17 protein-coding genes are annotated in these 17,451 nt (G+C 47.5%); 9 read left to right on the forward strand and 8 right to left on the reverse strand.

Annotated elements, in window-relative coordinates; translation table 11 throughout:
• Positions 1-421 precede the first annotated feature (421 nt).
• The 4 genes from ACKFKH_RS21510 to ACKFKH_RS21525 form a co-directional block, all read right to left on the reverse strand.
• The gene (locus ACKFKH_RS21510; RefSeq protein WP_446860400.1) at positions 422-2,488 is read right to left on the reverse strand and encodes a PAS domain-containing sensor histidine kinase; all 2,067 of its coding nucleotides are present in this window, start codon (positions 2,486-2,488) and stop codon (positions 422-424) included.
• 150 nt (positions 2,489-2,638) lie between these two features.
• Entirely contained in the window at positions 2,639-2,827 is a 189-nt protein-coding gene (locus tag ACKFKH_RS21515) for a hypothetical protein (protein ID WP_446860401.1), read from the reverse strand.
• Positions 2,828-3,023: 196 nt separating this feature from the next.
• A complete protein-coding gene (locus tag ACKFKH_RS21520) occupies positions 3,024-3,413 on the reverse strand; it encodes an alr0857 family protein (protein WP_446860402.1) in 390 nt (129 codons plus the stop codon).
• Between the two features lie 111 nt (positions 3,414-3,524).
• Entirely contained in the window at positions 3,525-3,719 is a 195-nt protein-coding gene (locus tag ACKFKH_RS21525; protein ID WP_446860403.1) for a hypothetical protein, read from the reverse strand.
• Positions 3,720-3,866: 147 nt separating this feature from the next.
• Between ACKFKH_RS21525 and ACKFKH_RS21530 the strand changes: the two genes are divergently transcribed.
• Entirely contained in the window at positions 3,867-4,787 is a 921-nt protein-coding gene (locus ACKFKH_RS21530) for a LysR family transcriptional regulator (RefSeq protein ID WP_446860404.1), read from the forward strand.
• 73 nt (positions 4,788-4,860) lie between these two features.
• On the opposite strand, the gene ACKFKH_RS21535 is transcribed toward ACKFKH_RS21530, so the two are convergent.
• Together ACKFKH_RS21535 and ACKFKH_RS21540 are read right to left on the reverse strand one after the other, a co-directional pair.
• Positions 4,861-5,307, reverse strand: coding sequence for a hypothetical protein (locus tag ACKFKH_RS21535; protein ID WP_446860405.1), 447 nt, complete (start codon positions 5,305-5,307; stop codon positions 4,861-4,863).
• A 106-nt stretch (positions 5,308-5,413) separates the two neighbouring features.
• Positions 5,414-6,523 carry an S-(hydroxymethyl)glutathione dehydrogenase/class III alcohol dehydrogenase gene (locus ACKFKH_RS21540; RefSeq protein ID WP_446860406.1) on the reverse strand — a complete coding sequence of 370 codons (1,110 nt, stop codon included), beginning with the start codon at positions 6,521-6,523 and terminating at the stop codon, positions 5,414-5,416.
• Here ACKFKH_RS21540 and ACKFKH_RS21545 point away from each other — a divergent pair.
• On the forward strand, positions 6,522-6,707 hold the full coding sequence (locus ACKFKH_RS21545) for a hypothetical protein (RefSeq protein ID WP_446860407.1): 186 nt from the start codon (positions 6,522-6,524) through the stop codon (positions 6,705-6,707). The two genes, ACKFKH_RS21540 and ACKFKH_RS21545, sit on opposite strands and share 2 nt — an antisense overlap.
• A gap of 243 nt (positions 6,708-6,950) precedes the next feature.
• On the opposite strand, the gene ACKFKH_RS21550 is transcribed toward ACKFKH_RS21545, so the two are convergent.
• Entirely contained in the window at positions 6,951-8,150 is a 1,200-nt protein-coding gene (locus ACKFKH_RS21550; RefSeq protein ID WP_446860408.1) for an alpha/beta fold hydrolase, read from the reverse strand.
• Positions 8,151-8,673: 523 nt separating this feature from the next.
• Here ACKFKH_RS21550 and ACKFKH_RS21555 point away from each other — a divergent pair.
• The 4 genes from ACKFKH_RS21555 to ACKFKH_RS21570 all read left to right on the forward strand — a co-directional run bounded on the left by ACKFKH_RS21555 (position 8,674) and on the right by ACKFKH_RS21570 (position 11,261).
• The gene (locus ACKFKH_RS21555) at positions 8,674-8,871 is read left to right on the forward strand and encodes a hypothetical protein (protein ID WP_446860409.1); all 198 of its coding nucleotides are present in this window, start codon (positions 8,674-8,676) and stop codon (positions 8,869-8,871) included.
• Between the two features lie 269 nt (positions 8,872-9,140).
• Positions 9,141-9,536 carry a DUF2267 domain-containing protein gene (locus ACKFKH_RS21560; protein ID WP_446860410.1) on the forward strand — a complete coding sequence of 132 codons (396 nt, stop codon included), beginning with the start codon at positions 9,141-9,143 and terminating at the stop codon, positions 9,534-9,536.
• Positions 9,537-10,253: 717 nt separating this feature from the next.
• Positions 10,254-10,739, forward strand: coding sequence for a hypothetical protein (locus tag ACKFKH_RS21565; protein ID WP_446860411.1), 486 nt, complete (start codon positions 10,254-10,256; stop codon positions 10,737-10,739).
• Positions 10,740-10,817: 78 nt separating this feature from the next.
• Complete coding sequence (locus ACKFKH_RS21570; protein WP_446860412.1) at positions 10,818-11,261, forward strand: Rrf2 family transcriptional regulator; 444 nt, start codon at positions 10,818-10,820, stop codon at positions 11,259-11,261.
• Between the two features lie 32 nt (positions 11,262-11,293).
• Here ACKFKH_RS21570 and ACKFKH_RS21575 read toward each other — a convergent pair whose 3' ends face one another.
• A complete protein-coding gene (locus tag ACKFKH_RS21575) occupies positions 11,294-14,050 on the reverse strand; it encodes an AAA family ATPase (protein ID WP_446860413.1) in 2,757 nt (918 codons plus the stop codon).
• A 128-nt stretch (positions 14,051-14,178) separates the two neighbouring features.
• Between ACKFKH_RS21575 and ACKFKH_RS21580 the strand changes: the two genes are divergently transcribed.
• From ACKFKH_RS21580 to ACKFKH_RS21590, 3 genes are all read left to right on the forward strand, one after another.
• Positions 14,179-14,538: a VOC family protein gene (locus tag ACKFKH_RS21580; protein WP_446860414.1), complete on the forward strand. Its 360-nt coding sequence runs from the start codon at positions 14,179-14,181 to the stop codon at positions 14,536-14,538.
• Between the two features lie 71 nt (positions 14,539-14,609).
• A complete protein-coding gene (locus ACKFKH_RS21585; RefSeq protein ID WP_446860415.1) occupies positions 14,610-15,911 on the forward strand; it encodes a recombinase family protein in 1,302 nt (433 codons plus the stop codon).
• Between the two features lie 111 nt (positions 15,912-16,022).
• Complete coding sequence (locus ACKFKH_RS21590) at positions 16,023-17,417, forward strand: lysophospholipid acyltransferase family protein (protein ID WP_446860416.1); 1,395 nt, start codon at positions 16,023-16,025, stop codon at positions 17,415-17,417.
• Positions 17,418-17,451 lie beyond the last annotated feature (34 nt).

Consider the following 17,451-nt stretch of genomic DNA (forward strand, 5'->3'; position numbering starts at 1 on the left):
ATTGAGGAATTGAGCAGCCTCCTTATCTTACAATTAATTCTACCCACCTACTTACTCAGTAGTTTATAAGTTATGCGATCGCTCCTAGAAATCACTTAACGTGAATTCGATGAAATCTTTGGCTGCGATCGTCACTCCGGGCAGCCCCTAAATCCCATAAATTTGGAGGACTTTGAGCAAAAAATCCTATCCGAAAGTCCCCCAGAATTGGCAGCTTGGGGGGCGAAAGTGCTGAATCACGAAGCGAAAAACTCCGTCGAATTCATGTTAGCTTGACGCATATAAAATCAACAAACGCTCGCTCAAAAGAAACCATCAAAATTATCACTCAATAGAAATCACGCCGGAAAGTTGCAGATCTGACGATTTCTCAGTTTTGGTTCACCATTTAGCAAAGAGGAGCTTGTGTCAAATAGAGTTTTTATGCGTCTGCAAGTCCCTTTACGGTCTCCAGGCTGCCTGGGTGGTCTAAGTTATTGGAGTCTGACGATCGCAGCGGTAGCTTGACCAAAAAAGTTGCTCCCAAATTATCACCTGCACTTTTAACTGAAATCGTTCCGCCGTGAAGTTCGACTAAATTTCGCACGATCGAGAGTCCCAGTCCCAGCCCACCATACGATCGTGTCGTACTGCTATCTTGTTGACGAAAGCGATCGAACACATAGGGGAGAAACTGCGGGCTGATCCCCTTTCCAGTGTCACTGACATAGAGATGCACCCAACCGCCCACCTGTTCGAGAGAAATCTTGACGTAACCCCCGACTGGCGTGAACTTGATGGCATTGGTTAACAGGTTCCAGATCACCTGCTGGAGTCGAGTAAAATCTGCCAACACTACGCCGTCAATGGGATTGCACACCATCTCTAATTGAATACTTTTTGCCTCCGCGATCGGACGAATCGTAGAAACTGCCGCCTCGATCGCACTGATTGGACTCACCGGACTAAAATCAAGCGACAACCTTCCCTGAACAATCTGAGACACATCCAGCAAATCATTGACAATCTGTAGCTGAACTTTGGCATTGCGCTCGATCGTCTCCAATCCTTGAGCCAGTCTCGCTTCCTCAACAGAACGGCCGCGAAGAATGTGAGACCATCCCAAAATCGAGTTCATCGGCGTTCGCAGTTCGTGAGACAGCACTAACAAAAATTCGTCTTTCATGCGGTTGGCGGCCTCAGATTGAGCGCGGGCATGTCGTTCTAAAACTAATATTTGCTGCTGTTCTGCCTCCATTAGTTTATTCAAAGTAACGTCGATACAAACGCCACTCATTCTTACCGATCGCCCGATCTTATCGGGGTAAATCTGCCCCTTAACCGCCAGCCAATGAATACTCTTATCTGGCCAGACGACTCTAAATTCGTCGTGATAGCTTTGTTGAGCCTGCTTAAGCGTCTGAATCACCGATCGCCGATCGTCTGGGTAGATCTGTTTGAGAAAGGTTTTGTAGGTGCGACTGTGCTGACCCGGAACGAGGCCAAACAGCCGTTCTTGTTGCGCCGAGCTAATGATCTGACCACTGATCAAATTCCAGTCCCAATGCCCCAATCCCGCAGCATCTAAAGCAAAATTAAACTGCCCCACGCTTTCCTGCAACGCGGTAGTGATTTGTCTGCGATCGCGCTCGATACGATGAGTAAATACCGTTTTTAACCAGATCAGAATTGAAAATACAACAATGATTTTAAAGACTAATAGCGAAATCGCAAATGCTGGCGTGATGTAGCCTTCTTTCTGAATTTTTAAGATCAACCAACCTAAAATTAACGGAACAAAAATCGCTGCAACTAATAGCCATCGAGTAGTTATATCACTAGGATGATTGCTAGTTACAATTCTCATCAGCCCTCGATCAAAACGCAAACAAAGAATGCCCACACACAGCACGATCAATACAACCGCCGTTGCCGCAGGCGATCGAGGAGAATAGATTGTGAATTCCTGAAATAACTGCACCTCATACAAATAGCTAACCAATGTTTGCAGCGAGATCAGACTCGCCACTAAAGTTAGCCCTTGGACGATTTGAAACCGATCGCGGCGTTGTCCAGCCAGTCCCAGCGCTCCACCAATTAACACAAAACTCAGCGCCGTATTCCATCCCATTCTGCCTGGTGCAAAGTCGGCTTTGGTTGTGTTGTCTCGAAATAGGGGTTGATCAATGTTCAAATCCCATCCAAACACATATTCACCCAGCGTCAACAATCCAACCAGCACAACACTCGCGGCTAGTACTTGAGCAAAAAAACGACTCGCTCGGTGTCGATGTTGCAACAGCCATAGAGACAACCCCGACCCCACCAGAGCGATCGCGGTATTTACCTTGATCGTCACGGTGTCGCCAATAAAACCGTACTTAATGATTTCAATATTGAGCAACCAGCCAACCAGGACAACCAACCCAACCAATGTGACAAAGACACTGATGGCAGAAGAAGTTTGTCTCAGCAAAGCTGCCGATCGCTGCAAAGTAATTTCAGACATGGCTAATAATGTTTGAAGGCAGCGACTGTTAATCAATCCAGGAATATCTCTGGAATAACATAACCGATGCTGCCCTACAAACCGATCTGTCCTAAGAGTTGCACATAATCCTCCATGAGATAGGTTTTAGTGTCCAAAACGGAAATCCACTCACAGAAAGGAACGCCGTTCTAGAGAGTGTTGTTGTCTGATGTCACGAAGCATTTGCAGTCTTTGTTTTTGGCGTTGTCGATCGCGTTTGATTTGTGCTTGCGAACGTGGATTTAATTCGTCATCGTCGTCTGGCATCTCAGCAGAACGCCTTGACCAGGAGGACGGTGGTTTGACAAAGAAAAGCATGGGGTTTCTCCAAGAATTGAGTGGTATACTACATTAATGCTACAAACATAATACAAAAGCGTCAAGAGAGACTACAAACTTTTTTGAGACGATCGCTCAACGATTTGCTCTAACGTAAATTCGATAGAGTGTTTGGCTTCGTAAAACGGCGGGCATTTGTGAAGCTAACAGCATTCGCCAACTTCCCTTTTAGCCATTACGCCAAGAAGGAAACGGGTGACTGAGTAGCCTGCCACAGCTTGTAAACAAGAAATTCAGCTTGCTCAGAAAAGGTTGTCACCAACATGCCTGCATGGGCTTCGGCACTCTCTGCGAGCCAGCTTCCGGTGAGGCTGATTTCTACATAGTTGTGATCGATCGCCGTCACGACGATGCTCTCACTCGCCTCCATTTTCAGCACTTTTCCGAGATATCTCAGTTCTGGAGTCTCGATCGGCATCAAAAAAGACGCTTTGCCAGGTTCAATATGCAACGGTTGTCCTGCGCGGAGTGCCAGAATGACCCGTTGAGCGACCAGCACTTCTAGAGATGTTGAGACGACTCTTTCAAAGTGCAATCCTGCTTCGGTGTAGGTCAGCTTTAACATGGTTAAAATCCTCCGATGAGTGGGGAGAAGAGGAAGGAGATTAAACTCAAAAAAATAATCCCCACCTCTGAAAACCAGGAGCGGGGATCGGCAGCTTTTTGGCTAGTCGATTTAGGTCAGTGCAGGTTGCGGCCCACACCTTCCGCTCTGGAGTTGTTCTAAATTTCCTGTGCCTTGAATCGGTTGTTTGGTCTGGCGCGCACTAATGATCCGCCCATTGACTCTCTGACTCAACTGCATGGTCGCCGTCACCCGATCGGGCTGGCAAACCGTTGCAGTATGAATTGAGAATGGGTTGGCGCTCATAGAAAACAGAATCTTGAGAATGACTATTTGTATACTACAAGATATACTACAGATTGTCCACTCTTTCTTTGGACTTTGAAACTTTAGACTTTGGAACTTTGAACAGAGTAGGCTTTTAGTGTCTGGTCTAATGTCTCCGATTTTGCGATGGAACTGCGACACCTTCGATATTTTGTGACGTTGGCAGAAGAACTGCACTTTGGGCGGGCCGCAGAACGGCTTCACATTGCTCAACCTCCGCTGAGTCATCAAATTCGTCAATTAGAGACAGAGCTTGGGTTTTCACTGTTTTATCGCACCAAGCGCACCGTCCAACTCACCGACGCAGGACAAACCTTCTTGATCGAGTCTCAGCGAATTCTCAACCAGCTAGAACACGCGATCGCCGCAGGTCAACAGGTCAGTCGAGGTGAAATCGGACAGCTTACGATCGGCTTTGTCAGCTCGGCTGCTTACAACGTTTTGCCACCCATTTTGCAAACCTTTCGCGCCCAAGTCCCCGGTGTCACCTTGGAGTTGCACGAATTAACCTCGGCTCAACAAATTCAGTGGCTCCAAGAAGGACGCATTGACATTGGGCTATTTCGTCCGCCGTTTGCAAATGATGGCTGTCAAGTAGAGACTATTTTTCAAGAATCTCTGATGGTTGCCCTGCCCCAAAGGCATTCTCTGACTCAACAAAAACGAGTGTCGATACGATCGCTGATTCGAGAACCCTTCATCGTCTTCCCGCGTGCGGCGGCTCCCGGACTGTATGACCCAATCATTAGCCTCTGTCAGCAAGCAGGATTTAGCCCGATCGTGGCGCAAGAAGCCATTCAAATGCAAACGATCGTCAGTTTGGTAGCCGCAGAAATGGGCGTAGCGATCGTGCCAACTTCTCTCCAACAGCTTCAGCGTCCGGGTGTGGCTTATCGACCGATTGTAGAAACGACTCCCCAGGTAGCGATTGCAATGATTTGGAGACAGGGAGAGCGACCCCTTACGGGTAACTCGAAGAGATCGTCTACTGTACAGCGCTTTGTTGAAGTCGTTCGTCAAGTTGCCCAGCAGTGGAAAGGGGCGTGAAGGTTCCCGGCAAGCTGCCTGAATTATCGACTACAGGGGATTGCAAAAGACGACAGAAAGCCCGCAGAACTTGTTAGCTAGGACGGTTCACCTTCAACACTTCATCCAGCAAGCTTCTCGCAGGTTGCGCTTTAGCCAAGGCCGCCTGATGATCACTATGGGCCCGCACCAGACGCATCAAACCTCCAACCCCAGCTTTTAGCTGCTCCAAGTCTTCGCCAGATACCAGTTCTCCATCAAGCATCCGCACCAAAACAGGCTTGATATCGCCCACTTCTTGACGAACTTTTTGCAGCTTTTCGACCGTACTTAATAAGGTTTTGAGCGAGTTCAAAATGCTGTCCACATCCTGAACGTCTTCTACGTCTGCGACCTTTTCAGTCTCTTCGTCGGCTTCTTCAATCTCCTCAACCGACTCCTCAGTTACCAGGCTATCTTGCGAATCTGACTCATCAAAGTCCAAGACCGCAGGCGAGTCTGATGTAGTTGTTTGTGTTTTGTTGCTATTCGATCGTGCCATCAACGTTTCCTCAAGCGGTCTTCTCAGTGTACCGTGTCGAACTGTGAACCAGAAATCTCGCACCCGATCAAACTGTCAGATCAAAGCGTCAAATCAAAGCGTCAAATCAAAACGTTAAAACTGCCCGAATCACTTCACCTTTATGCATGAGATCAAATGCCTCATTGATCCGAGCGATCGGCATTACCTTCGTCACTAGATCATCGATGTTAATTTTGCCCTCCATATACCAATCGACAATTTTGGGAACGTCCGTTCGTCCTTTTGCGCCGCCAAATGCAGTTCCTTTCCAGACGCGCCCGGTCACTAACTGGAACGGACGGGTACTAATTTCTTGACCCGCTCCCGCAACACCCACGATCACGCTAACACCCCAGCCTTTGTGACAACATTCCAACGCTTGCCGCATCACTTTGACATTGCCAATACACTCAAAACTGTAATCGGCTCCGCCCTTGGTCAAATCCACCAAATAAGGCACCAGATCGCCGTCAATTTCACTGGGATTGACAAAATGAGTCATGCCTAATTTCTCGGCGAGGAGGCGTTTTTCAGGATTCAAATCAACGCCAACGATCATATTTGCGCCAACCATTCTTGCAGCCTGAATCACATTTAACCCGACCCCACCCAGACCAAAAACGACCACGTTTGCCCCCGGTTCAACTTTGGCGGTATTGATCACGGCTCCGATCCCGGTCGTGACTCCACAGCCAATCAGACAGACTTTCTCAAACGGCGCATCTTCCCGAATTTTGGCAACCGCAATCTCAGGAAGCACTGTGTAATTTGCAAAGGTCGAAGTGCCCATGTAGTGATGAATTTTGGTGCCTGCGATCGTAAAGCGACTCGTTCCATCTGGCATCAAGCCCTGCCCCTGAGTCACCCGAATGGCCTGACACAAATTAGTTTTGCCACTCAGACAATAATCACAGTTGCGACACTCTGGAGTGTAAAGCGGAATCACATGATCACCCGGCTTAACGCTCGTCACCCCTGCCCCCACTTCGACAACAACTCCCGCCCCTTCATGCCCCAAAATTGCCGGAAACAACCCTTCAGGATCAGCCCCAGATAGCGTATAGGCATCGGTATGACACACGCCTGTCGCCTTGATTTCGACTAGCACTTCTCCAGCTTTGGGCGCTTCGAGTTGCACGGTTTCGAGACTCAAAGGTTGCCCCGCATTAAAGGCGACGGCAGCTAAAACATCCATGAAACTTACTCCGGTCAGCGTTGAGTTGAATTGTAAGCAAAAGTTTACAGCGATTTGCGCGATCGAGCGCCCGATTACTAAGACCTTGCAACAATTTGTACGATCGGACTTGTCAAGCTTTTGGTTCACGGTTCAACCGATGAAGTCATTCTTCCAATTTAGTCTTGCACCAGTGTTAACGTGAATTCGATGAAATCTTTCGCTGTGGTTGTGAATCCAGGCAGCCCCCCAAATCCCCCACGAGTGAGGGACTTTGAACCCAAGATCTTGTCTGAAAGTCCCCCAATTTTGGGGGGTTGGGGGGCAGAAGCGCTGAAGAACGAAGCAAAAAAACCTCATCGAATTCACGTCAGTGTTAGTAATCAATCGTCAATACGATCGCTCCTAGCATTGCAGATCTTGATCTGTTCTTGATCTCTCAGCGTGATCAACTGTGAGAAAAAACCATTTCTGATGAAACCTGTGTGTGAATCCAATCCAACAGCATCGAATTAACCTGCTCTGGATATTCATCATGGGCACAGTGACCCGCATTTTCAAGCTCAATCAATTTCAGGTCAGGATTGTAGCTCGATAGACGCTTTGCCAACCCCGGCGGAATCATCCGATCCTGGTCGCCCCACAACAACAAAGACGGCATCTGAATCTGACCCAACAGCGATCGCACACTCGGACTAAACTGAGGACTGACCATCGCCCGAATAATCGCACAAAACGCTTGAGCCGACCCCTGTTCTCGTGCGGGCTTCATGAGAATTTCGAGCAACTCTTCGGTGATAGATTCCTGGCAAACATAGGCCAAACTTGCCCAACGACGAATCACACTCGGCTGTTTGAGCAGATGAAATAACGGATAAAGCAATAGGGGAGAGGTGACAATCGTTTGTAAGCCACGAGCTAAAGGACGCACGATCGGGGGAATGGCATCATCATGACTGGCAGTGTCGGGTAAGCTGATCATTGCCACTCCTTGCACCATTTCTGGATGAGCCGCCGCCGTCGCCAGACAGGTCAGAGAGCCGATCGAATTGCCCACCAATACAACAGGTTTACCAATAAAGGTCTGCCAAAACTCGTGGAGTTGATCGACCCACAAATCCACTGAGTAGGCCACATTCGGCTTGTCAGAATCGCCAAACCCCAGTAGGTCTAGCGCATACACATTGTGGTGCTTTGCCAACTCAGACATGTTTTGCCGCCAGTGCCCGATCGAGCCGCCAAATCCATGCACAAATACGATCGCAACGTCGCTTTCAAGATTGGGAAAAAACGTGTGGTGAATGCGCCATCCTCTCCAGAGAGAGCTTTGCTGATAGCCGTAGCGCTGAACTAACTCAGACAACGGAACCGGAGGACGCATCGGCAGAGAAGCCGGGACAAACTGGGTGAGACGATCGTAAAAAGCTTTCTCTTCTTCGGCCTCAGTAGGTTTGAGAAATGCCCAGCAGATTGTCAACAAACAAATCATGAAAATTTGCGCCAGGTCGATCGCCGAAACAAATCCATCAGTGAATGAGTTAACCAAGCGATCGACAATGGCAAACGGGCAGGCAATCAGCCCAAACTCCCAGGCATCATCTCTAAAACGTTTTAAGAAATCAGAAGGAAAAAGGCGATCGTAGTTCATACCCAATCCGTAGCTAAAAGGACGTTAAAAGACTTTGAATAAAAGTTTTGAATTAGTAAAATCAAGGCCAGCAGAGGCACTCAACGAAATTTAAAGTTTGGTTAATCACTCTCCTAATATCAGGCGAGACAAATAAATCGACCTCTACAGATGGGTGAAGGTTGGTGACAGAGCACATCTACCCAATGAAAGAGCGATCGATTAAGTCTTGTTTAGAATCAACTTAATTAGATTTTTGGCGTTGCTGAATCAGGGGATGAATTGTCCCAAACCGGAGCGAAACCCAAGGTTCAAAGTCCCCCAATTTTGGGGGATTTAGGGGGCGAAAAGATGGACACTTCCCACAGATTCATCCTTCCAATCAGCAACGCCGATTTCTTTGCCTGGTAATCGGGATACGCCATCCTCTCAGTTCGCCAGTCCAATGATTTTATGAGCGCTGGTATTCGTCACTCTGGATAGATTTAGCCTTGACAGTCCTTAACTTAAATTGAACTAGTTATCGCAAACAAAGGAATTCACTATGAGCGGACATGCCAGCCACAAAGGAACCAATGCTAAAACCACCAATCAAAATGGAGTCATTGATGCAGATCCCGGAAGTACGCCAACGGAGGCAGACTACTCGCGAGACGATCAAGATGTCACTCCCGTAAATCCTGCTGCAACAGAGCGGCCCAAAGACCAACCATCCGAAAGCCAATCGGAAGCGCAACACTAACGTCGATCGTCTTTAAATGCAGCTTGACTCAGATATCTTGATAACGGCTGCTTAATAAAAATCGCTAAATGATGAACGTAGAACTCATTATCTATAACTGTGAGATCTGACTCAACTTCTAGAAGCGGATCTTATTTCTCGTTCATCATTTAGTTGATCGAGGTCGTTCTTAAATAGTAAGAGTTGATCTCACACATAGGATAGAGATATAAAATCACATAACTTTACAAAATGGTGGAAACGCTACTGACGATCGCTAAGACAACACCATGAAATACGACGAATTTATCAAAAACGTGCAAAATTTGGGATCTTTCAATTCTCGTCAAGAGGCTGAAAAAGCAACTCAGGCAACGCTAGAGACTGTGAAAGAAAGAATCGTCGGTGACGAGGCCGTTCAACTGGGCGCACAGCTTCCCGAAGACTTGGCAAAACACCTGAGAGGACGAGAAGGCGAGTTTGGCGCTCACTTTAAATTGGATGAGTTTTATCAGCGAATTGGTCAAAAAGAAGGCACCGATGCAGAAACGGCCGCCCTTCACGCTAAAGCCGTCATCTCAGTTTTGAGCCAAGCCGTTACGCCTGGAGAATTTGCGGACGTGCGATCGAACTTCTCCGACGACTACGATCCTCTCTTTGCCGAACTTGCTCACACTGAAAAGTAACCAATTTATAGAAGGGGCTAACTTGATCTCGTTCTACGCCTGCCGAAGCGTGACGGTTAGCCCAAATTTGATCAAAGTTTAGTAGAAGAAGTATGGGTGGGAACGATCGTCCCCTTTGAGCAACCTGACAGTTAATGTAACCCGTTAAATTATCTCTATAGAGCGATCGGGCAGTTCAAGAGATGCTACATATCATCGATTTGAGTGAGGCGAGTCACAAGCTCGTCTTTTTTTTCGTGATAGGTTGAAAGAATCGATTTCATCCTTAAGGTATTTAATCAATCTCTAGCAAACGATTTGGCGGTTTATGACGCTGGATAGATGCAGGAGACGGTGGTCAGAAATTAGAGTGTCACCAGTGGTGGTGGTGCATCTCTGATCAGGATGATTTGATGATTATATGGAAAAGTTACAGACCGCTTCGGGAATTCTTCCCGCTTGTCTTGTATCCACCAGTATCCACCCATAATTCTGCCGATCTATTTCTATTTCTTTTAATCGAGGCTGAACGAATTTGCTGCTTGTGCGAGAGTGCTTTTGAGGTATTACTCTCAAAAAATCAGAATTCCATACAGTCCTTCCTACTACGCAATTCACCCCTAGTTAAAGGGATCAGAATTGTTTTCGTGTATCTATTCTTTAAGTGAGGGCACCGTGATGAAACTGCACCATACTCAACAACCTCTGTTCTCGGCATCACTAAAGAATATCGTGAGGATGGCAGCCTTTTCTTTGACAGTAGGGCTGTTCTCAATGGGCTTGACGGCTCATGCGTCTGAGTCGCAGGCTCAAAGTGCCCCCACCAAATCTACAAAACAAGCGGCCGCTCCAGCAGCGTTGCCCAATGGCATTTATTTATATGGTCAGTCAGCCCAACCCGAACAAGTCGGACAAGCCTACTTTGTATTTGAGGTAAACCAGGGCAAGGTGTTGGGTGCTTTTTACATGCCGCGATCGTCCTTTGATTGTGCCTATGGTACTTTTCAATCAGACCAGGTGGCCTTGACGGTGATCGACAGCTACGAAAAAACGCGACACCCCTACGCGATCTCGCTACAAAGAACGGCTAACGTCGCCACCACTGGCAACCCTGCCATGACTCGAATTAGTCTAGAAGGCTTCCAACCGCTTAAAAAACTAAGTGCGACTGACCAACGAATTCTCAATGTCTGCAAGCAAAATTATCCCAATGCGCTAAAGTAGACCAAATTTGCAACAAACCCATCGCCTCGTGAAGATTTCTATCTAACTTCACGGGGCGTTTTGGCATAAGATTGGTCAATGAAGCTAACCACACGCGGACACTACAGCGTCAAAGCTCTGCTGGATTTGAGTTTGCAGCCAGGGTATGCGCCTACCTCGGTGAAAGCGATCGCTCAACGTCAAGATCTCCCGGCTCCCTATTTAGAAAAGCTGTTGATTGAGATGCGGCGATCAGGACTGGTGGTGTCTGTTCGAGGCGCTCAAGGGGGCTATCAGTTGGCGCATCCGCCTGCACAGATTTCTTTAGGTCAAATTTTAGAAGCGGTTGGCGAAAGCATTGATCCCTTGCCGCATCACACCCCTGACATTGATCAAGCTGAAGATTGGGTGACTTTTACCCTGTGGAATCGGCTCCACCAAAAAATGAAAGAAGCGCTCTACAGCATTTCGCTAGAAGATTTGTATTACGATGCTCGAAGCTGGCAAGCGGCTCAGGGAGAGGAAGCGAGTTTTGTGGTTTGAGGAGATTTCCATTAAGAATATTATCTGTCGAACTATTCGCGCTCGACGAGGATGACATTTTCGGTGACTTTCTCAAAGGTGTCGTCGTGGCTGATCACAAAAAGTTGACGGAAGGTTTTGATGTTAGCGATCGCTTCGGCCAAACTGTCTCGTCGGGGTTTGTCCATATTGGTAGTTGGCTCATCAAAGAAGGCAATGTTGATATCGGCTAATACTTTGAGCAATGCTAAACGAACCGCCAACGCCGCACACATTTGTTCACCGCCAGATAGATTGATCAATCGGCGCGAGTGAGGCCCTTCCTGCACAACAATTTCGTAGTCTCGCGTCCATTCGAGCGCCACATTGGGACGGTTAAGCAGTTCTCGAAAAAGCTTGTCTGCCTCGCGGGAAATGCTTTGTACGTAGCGTTCGGTGATTCGCGGCCCGGCATCTTTGAAGGCTTTACGAGCAAATTTGATGAAGCGATCGACCTTCTGTTTGCGTTTGAGTTCCGATTTTGCCTGATCTCGCTTTTCCTGAATAGCTTGTAATTTTGAAAGTTGAACATCGTATTCCTCTAGGCGTTTTGTCTTTTCAGGTAGCGTTGCACTTAGCGTAATTTTTTGAGTTTGGGCTTCCCGATAAGCGGTTTGCACAGTTTCTACTTGAGCAGGATCAAAATGTTCTTCAAGCTGTGCTTTTTGCATTGTGAGTTCTGTAATTTTCTTTTGAAGATCCTGCTGTTTTTGACTGGCCTCTTCTAGTTGTTTTTGACGGTCTTTAAGACTATTGGCAGCCTGTTGATGTTCTAAATAGAGTTGGTAGTTAGCGCGATGTTCTTCCCGTAACGTTTGCTGTTCACGAATCTGCTCGGTGAGCGTTGTGAACGTAGCAAGTTGGCGATCGAGGTCTGCGATCGTCGTCTGCACTTCAATCAAGGCTTTTTGAATTTGCTGCTGTTGGGCTTCTAGATTTGCCTGTTGTTTGAGTTCTTGTTGGAGCAAGCGATCGCGACTCCGGGGGTCTTCTAGCGTTTGCAGTTGTCCTTTGAGGTGAGCGAGTTGCTGCTGAAGTTCGGGTTCGTTGGCGAGTTGTGTCTGACATTGGGTGATGTGCGATCGTACTTCCTCAATCTCAGTTTCTAAAGTTTCTTCCTGGTCAAATTTATGATCCAACGTTAGATATTGAGCTTGATGCTGACGAGCCGTTTCGAGTTGGGTCTGGACTTGTTGTAGGTGTTGCTTGAGGCGATCGGCGAGAAGTTGTTCTGACAAATCATCGAGAATGCCTTGCAGATCCAACATTAGCTGGCCTTGCAGCTTGAATCCGTTGCCCAAAGCCGTGAGAATTTCTTCGAGTTGGGCTGTCCAGAGTGGAGCGGCTTGTTTGAGTTGGTTGAGCGTAGAAGTGGCCGCGTTGACGTGATGCGTGTAGATGCCTTCGCGCTTTTGGGCTTGAGTGACGATCTGCCTCAAATCGGCTTCAAATTGGGTAGCGGCATCAATGCGGCTGAGTTGTTGTTGATAGCGCTGCTGCTGGGTTTCGAGTTGAGGAATTTTTTGCACGATCGCGCCCATCGTTTCCAGTTTTTCGATTTCTTGTCCGAGTTGCTGACGGCGATTTTCAAGTTGTGTCAGGCGTTTTTGATCTCGACTAATCGTTTGTTTCCAGCTTTGACAATTTTGTAACTGCTGATTGAGAATTTGCTGTTGATGTTCCCATTCAATTTGTTGTTGAATTAAAGGCTCAAGGCGTTTTAGTTCAGACTCGATTTGTGATCGCCGTTCTAATTGTTGCGTTAGAGTCGCCAGTTTGGTTTTGCGATCGCTTTCCTGTTTGACCCAGCCTTGACGCTGCTGCATTAAGATCTGTTGCGCTTCACGGTCTTTTTCTAATGTTTTTAGCGTAGATTCTGCCTGTAAAACGGTTCGATAACTATTGCGATGTAGGGTGCAGATTTCGACAGATTTTTCCGCAGCTTGCAGGTCGAGTTTGAGGCGATCGAGCATCAAAGTTTCTGACTGAATTCGCGCCGTCAGTTTTTCTAATTCGCTTGTAATTTGCTGCATTTGGGCAGATTGGGCGCTGAGTTGATCCTGCTCAGTTTGCAGTTCTGAAAGGCGCAGTTTCCACTGAGCAAGCTGTAGGGTTAAATGCTCAATATCCTGGCTGAGTTCTTGTTGCTTTTGAGAAAGGGTCTCCCAATCTTGGAGCGATTCTTCGTACTGCGCGATCGTCCGTTCCAAACTTTCGGTTTCAGCTTTGGCGTACTTTTCCAGCGTCAACATTTGTTGATTGACTTGCCGATATTCTTCAACTTTGAGAATGGTGTCAAAAATCGGTTTGCGCTTCTCGGCGGGCTGCAAAAAATCAGCAGTAAACGTGCCTTGAGGAACGCCGATCGTATTCGCAAAAAGCTTCGCTAAATCTGTCCCCGGTGCCACGCCTAGATGCTGTCTCAACCACGGTAAAACTTCCTCTCGAATGCGGGTATAGCCCAGTTTCTCGCCCAGTTGAGGGTCGTAGAGCAAATAGCCCGATCGCGTACAGCGCTGCACCTCATATGTCCGTTGGTCAAGACTGGAGACGATACAGACCCGCACCTGAGCGCTGGCTGCCCCATTCTGAACCAAATCTTCCACGCGATAGTCGCCCTTATGGTCAAATAAAACCCAGGCGATCGCTTCTAGAATGCTCGTTTTTCCAGCCCCATTTTCGCCACAGATGGCATTAGTTCCAGGCTGAAAGAGGAATTGGCGATCGCTGTGCGACTTAAAGTTTTTGAGGCTGACGGAGAGAATTTCCATGATCTGATTTTAAGGCGTAGATCAGATGTTCTGATCAGAAATCTCGAAATTTAGAGAGAAGATTTTCGAGTGAAGTGTACACCGTTTATCCTGAGATTAAACAACAAAGTAACGGAGCGAATGATTTTATGGAGATCACAAAATTTCTCCACGCAGCTTTATTGGTTTCTGATCTAGAGCAAGCTGAACATTTTTATGGAACAATTTTGGGGTTGAATAAAGTCGATCGCGTCCTCAAATTTCCCGGTGCCTGGTACGAAATAGGTGACTTTCAGATTCATTTAATCGTGGCGGATGCAATATCGTCACTGCAAAACTTAGAGAAATGGGGACGCAACCAACATCTAGCATTTTCAGTTGCCGATCTGATGGTCGCGAAAGAAGAATTGTTAGCCCACCACTATGAGTTTCAAATGAGTGCATCGGGGCGATCGGCGCTGTTTGTTCAAGATCCTGATGGTAATGTGATCGAGCTAAATGAGTCCTAATCCAAAAAAGATAAATGCTATATGGAATGCTAACTAAACTTCTTAATTAAAGGAGTAAAAATTAATTTGCAGTGAAAATCATTGCCTATCTCTACAGCGATCCCTTGCTAGAATCAACGCCCGATCCAAATCTTTGGGGATGGGAAATCGACCACGTTTATCAAGATTTAGCAACAGAAAAAGCAGTGCGTCCAGAATTGCAAAAACTGCTCTCAGACTGTCAAACCGAACCCGCAGGCTATCTACTGGTGCGGCGGCTAGAAGAATTGGGAGACTCTGTGCAAGAAGTGAGCGATCGTCTGACTGAATTCGAGACTTTAGGCATTCAACTAATTACGGTTGAGCCGTCTAACACAGACAATGACCTCCGTTCAGATCTCCTGAAACTGCTGCAACAAGTTCAGTCCAATCAAAAAAGTCGGCGCATTCGTCAGGGACATGCCCGCAATCGCATCAAAGCACTGCCACCTCCCGGAAAAGCACCCTATGGCTATCGTCGCAGCAAAAATCGCTATGTGATCGATCGCGCCACCGCTCCCGTCGTCAAAGATTTCTTCGAGCAGTTTTTGTTATATGGCTCCTTGCGGGGGGCTGTGCGTTATTTAGACAAGAAATATCGTAAAAAAATTTCCGTTTCGACGGGGCGACGCTGGTTGTCAAATCCCGTTTATCGAGGCGATTTAGAATATCAGACGGGAGATGTGATTGCAGACACTCACGGGGCACTCATTACCAGAGAAGAAGCGGCCCAAATCGATCGCTTACTGCGGAGAAATCGTCGGCTCCCCTCTCGAACGGCTAGTGCGCCTCGATCGCTGGCAGGTTTGGTTTCTTGCAGCAGTTGTCACTCTCCCATGACGATTACTCGTGTCGCACCTCACAACAAAAAAGCGACAGAATATTTATACTTGCGCCCAACTCAATGTTCTAATCAACCTAAATGTAAAGCGATCGCGTATGAGCAAATTTTGCAAGCCACGATCGAGCGCATTTGTGAAGACTTGCCGCGCGCCGTTTCAGAAGTGAACACACCCGATTTGGATGGGATTAAACAAGGAATTGCTGGAGCGATCTCCGCCAAACAAGCTATTCTTTCCCAACTTCCAGCCTTGATCGAAACTAATATTCTCGACACCGAAACCGCCGACCTCCGCGCCTACAAAATTCGGACAGAGATCGCAGACCTGCAACGTCAATTCTCTCAACTACCGCCTGTTAATTTAAGCGCGATCGCTCAAGCCGTTTCGATTCCTCAATTTTGGCTAGACTTATCTGAGTCAGAACGTCGTTTTTACTTTCGTGAATTCATTCGTCAAATTGAACTAACTCGCCCTGAAACCGAGTGGCATCTGAAATTGATTTTCATCTTTTGAGAAAATCCAAAAACTGCTGCATCAGTGACGCTTTTCAATCTGTAACGAATCGCACCAGGATGAGAAGCCTGGACTCTAAGATAGCTGTCATCCCCATTAGGAGAACCTGCGTTGCCTCGCCCCCCGATTCAAGCTCAACCGCCCCTTGGCTTTATTCCTCCAGATTTTGATCCCAAAATTCTCAAACTGACCCAGCTTGCACTTCCCTTTTGGACGCGATCGAAAACCTCGCTTACGGGCATTGAGGCAACCAACCTTGAGCAATTAGTAGCGCTCTATCAACAGTTTCAAGCGGGTAAAATTCGATTGTTGTTCGCGTTCCGGCATCCCAGCGTAGACGATCCACTTGCTATTGCAAATTTACTTCGTTATCAAGTGCCCAAGACTGCTCAACGGCAAAAAATTGCATTGCGGCACCCGATTCACGCTCATTTTATGTACGATCGCGGCATTCCTCTCTGGGCAGGCTCAACAATGGGCTGGCTCTATTCAAAACTGGGTGGCACTCCCATTCATCGCGGCAAGCTCGATCGCACAGGATTACGATCCGCTAGAAACCTATTAGTCAACGGAGAATTTCCGCTACTAGCGGCTCCCGAAGGCGCAACCAACGGTCATAACGAAATCATCAGCCCTTTAGAGCCAGGACTTGCACAGTTGGGATTTTGGTGTGTCGAAGATTTGCTCAAAGCAGGGCGATCGGAAGAAGTGTTGATTGTCCCGATCGGCATTCAATACCGCTACATCACGCCTCCCTGGAAAGCCTTAGAAAAGCTGCTCGGTGAAATCGAAGCTGATATCGGAATCACGCCCACACGCGGCACTGGAGACGGTCATCTCTACCGCAGACTCTACCAGTTAGCCGAACGATTGCTGACCATTATGGAACAGTATTACACACGGTTTTACCATCAAACATTACCCACAACCAAGAACGCTGAGTCATCCCAAGTCGAAGGCGTTTTACCCGGAACAAATGAGGAATTTACAGTTCGATTAGATGCTCTGATGAATGCAGCGCTGAACGTTGCCGAGCAGTATTTCAACATCCAGCCAAAGGGTAGTGTGATTGATCGCTGTCGCAAACTAGAACAAGCTGGATGGGACTATGTGTATCGCGAAGATTTAAACTTAGAAACGCTATCGCCCATCGAAAGAGGACTCGCCGATCGCATTGCTGAAGAAGCCCATCTCCGCATCTGGCACATGCGTTTGGTGGAATGCTTTGTCGCCGTCACAGGCAAGTATGTCTTAGAGAAACCAACCGTCGAGCGCTTTGCCGAAACCACCCTTCTCGCCTGGGACACCATTACTCGCATCAAAGGCAGCAACCCCTTCAAGCGTCCCCGATTAGGCAAACAAAAATGCCACATTACGATCGGACAACCTCTGTCAGTGAGCGATCGTTGGGACACTTACCAAACCAATCGCCGCGCCGCCAAACAAGCTGTCACCGACCTCACACAAGACTTACAAAATGCACTGCAAGCAATGATTGAGGGATGAGGGAATTCAGATGGCTACCCACTTGTTCTTTACG

It is taken from the genome of Phormidesmis sp. 146-20 (assembly GCF_052939475.1).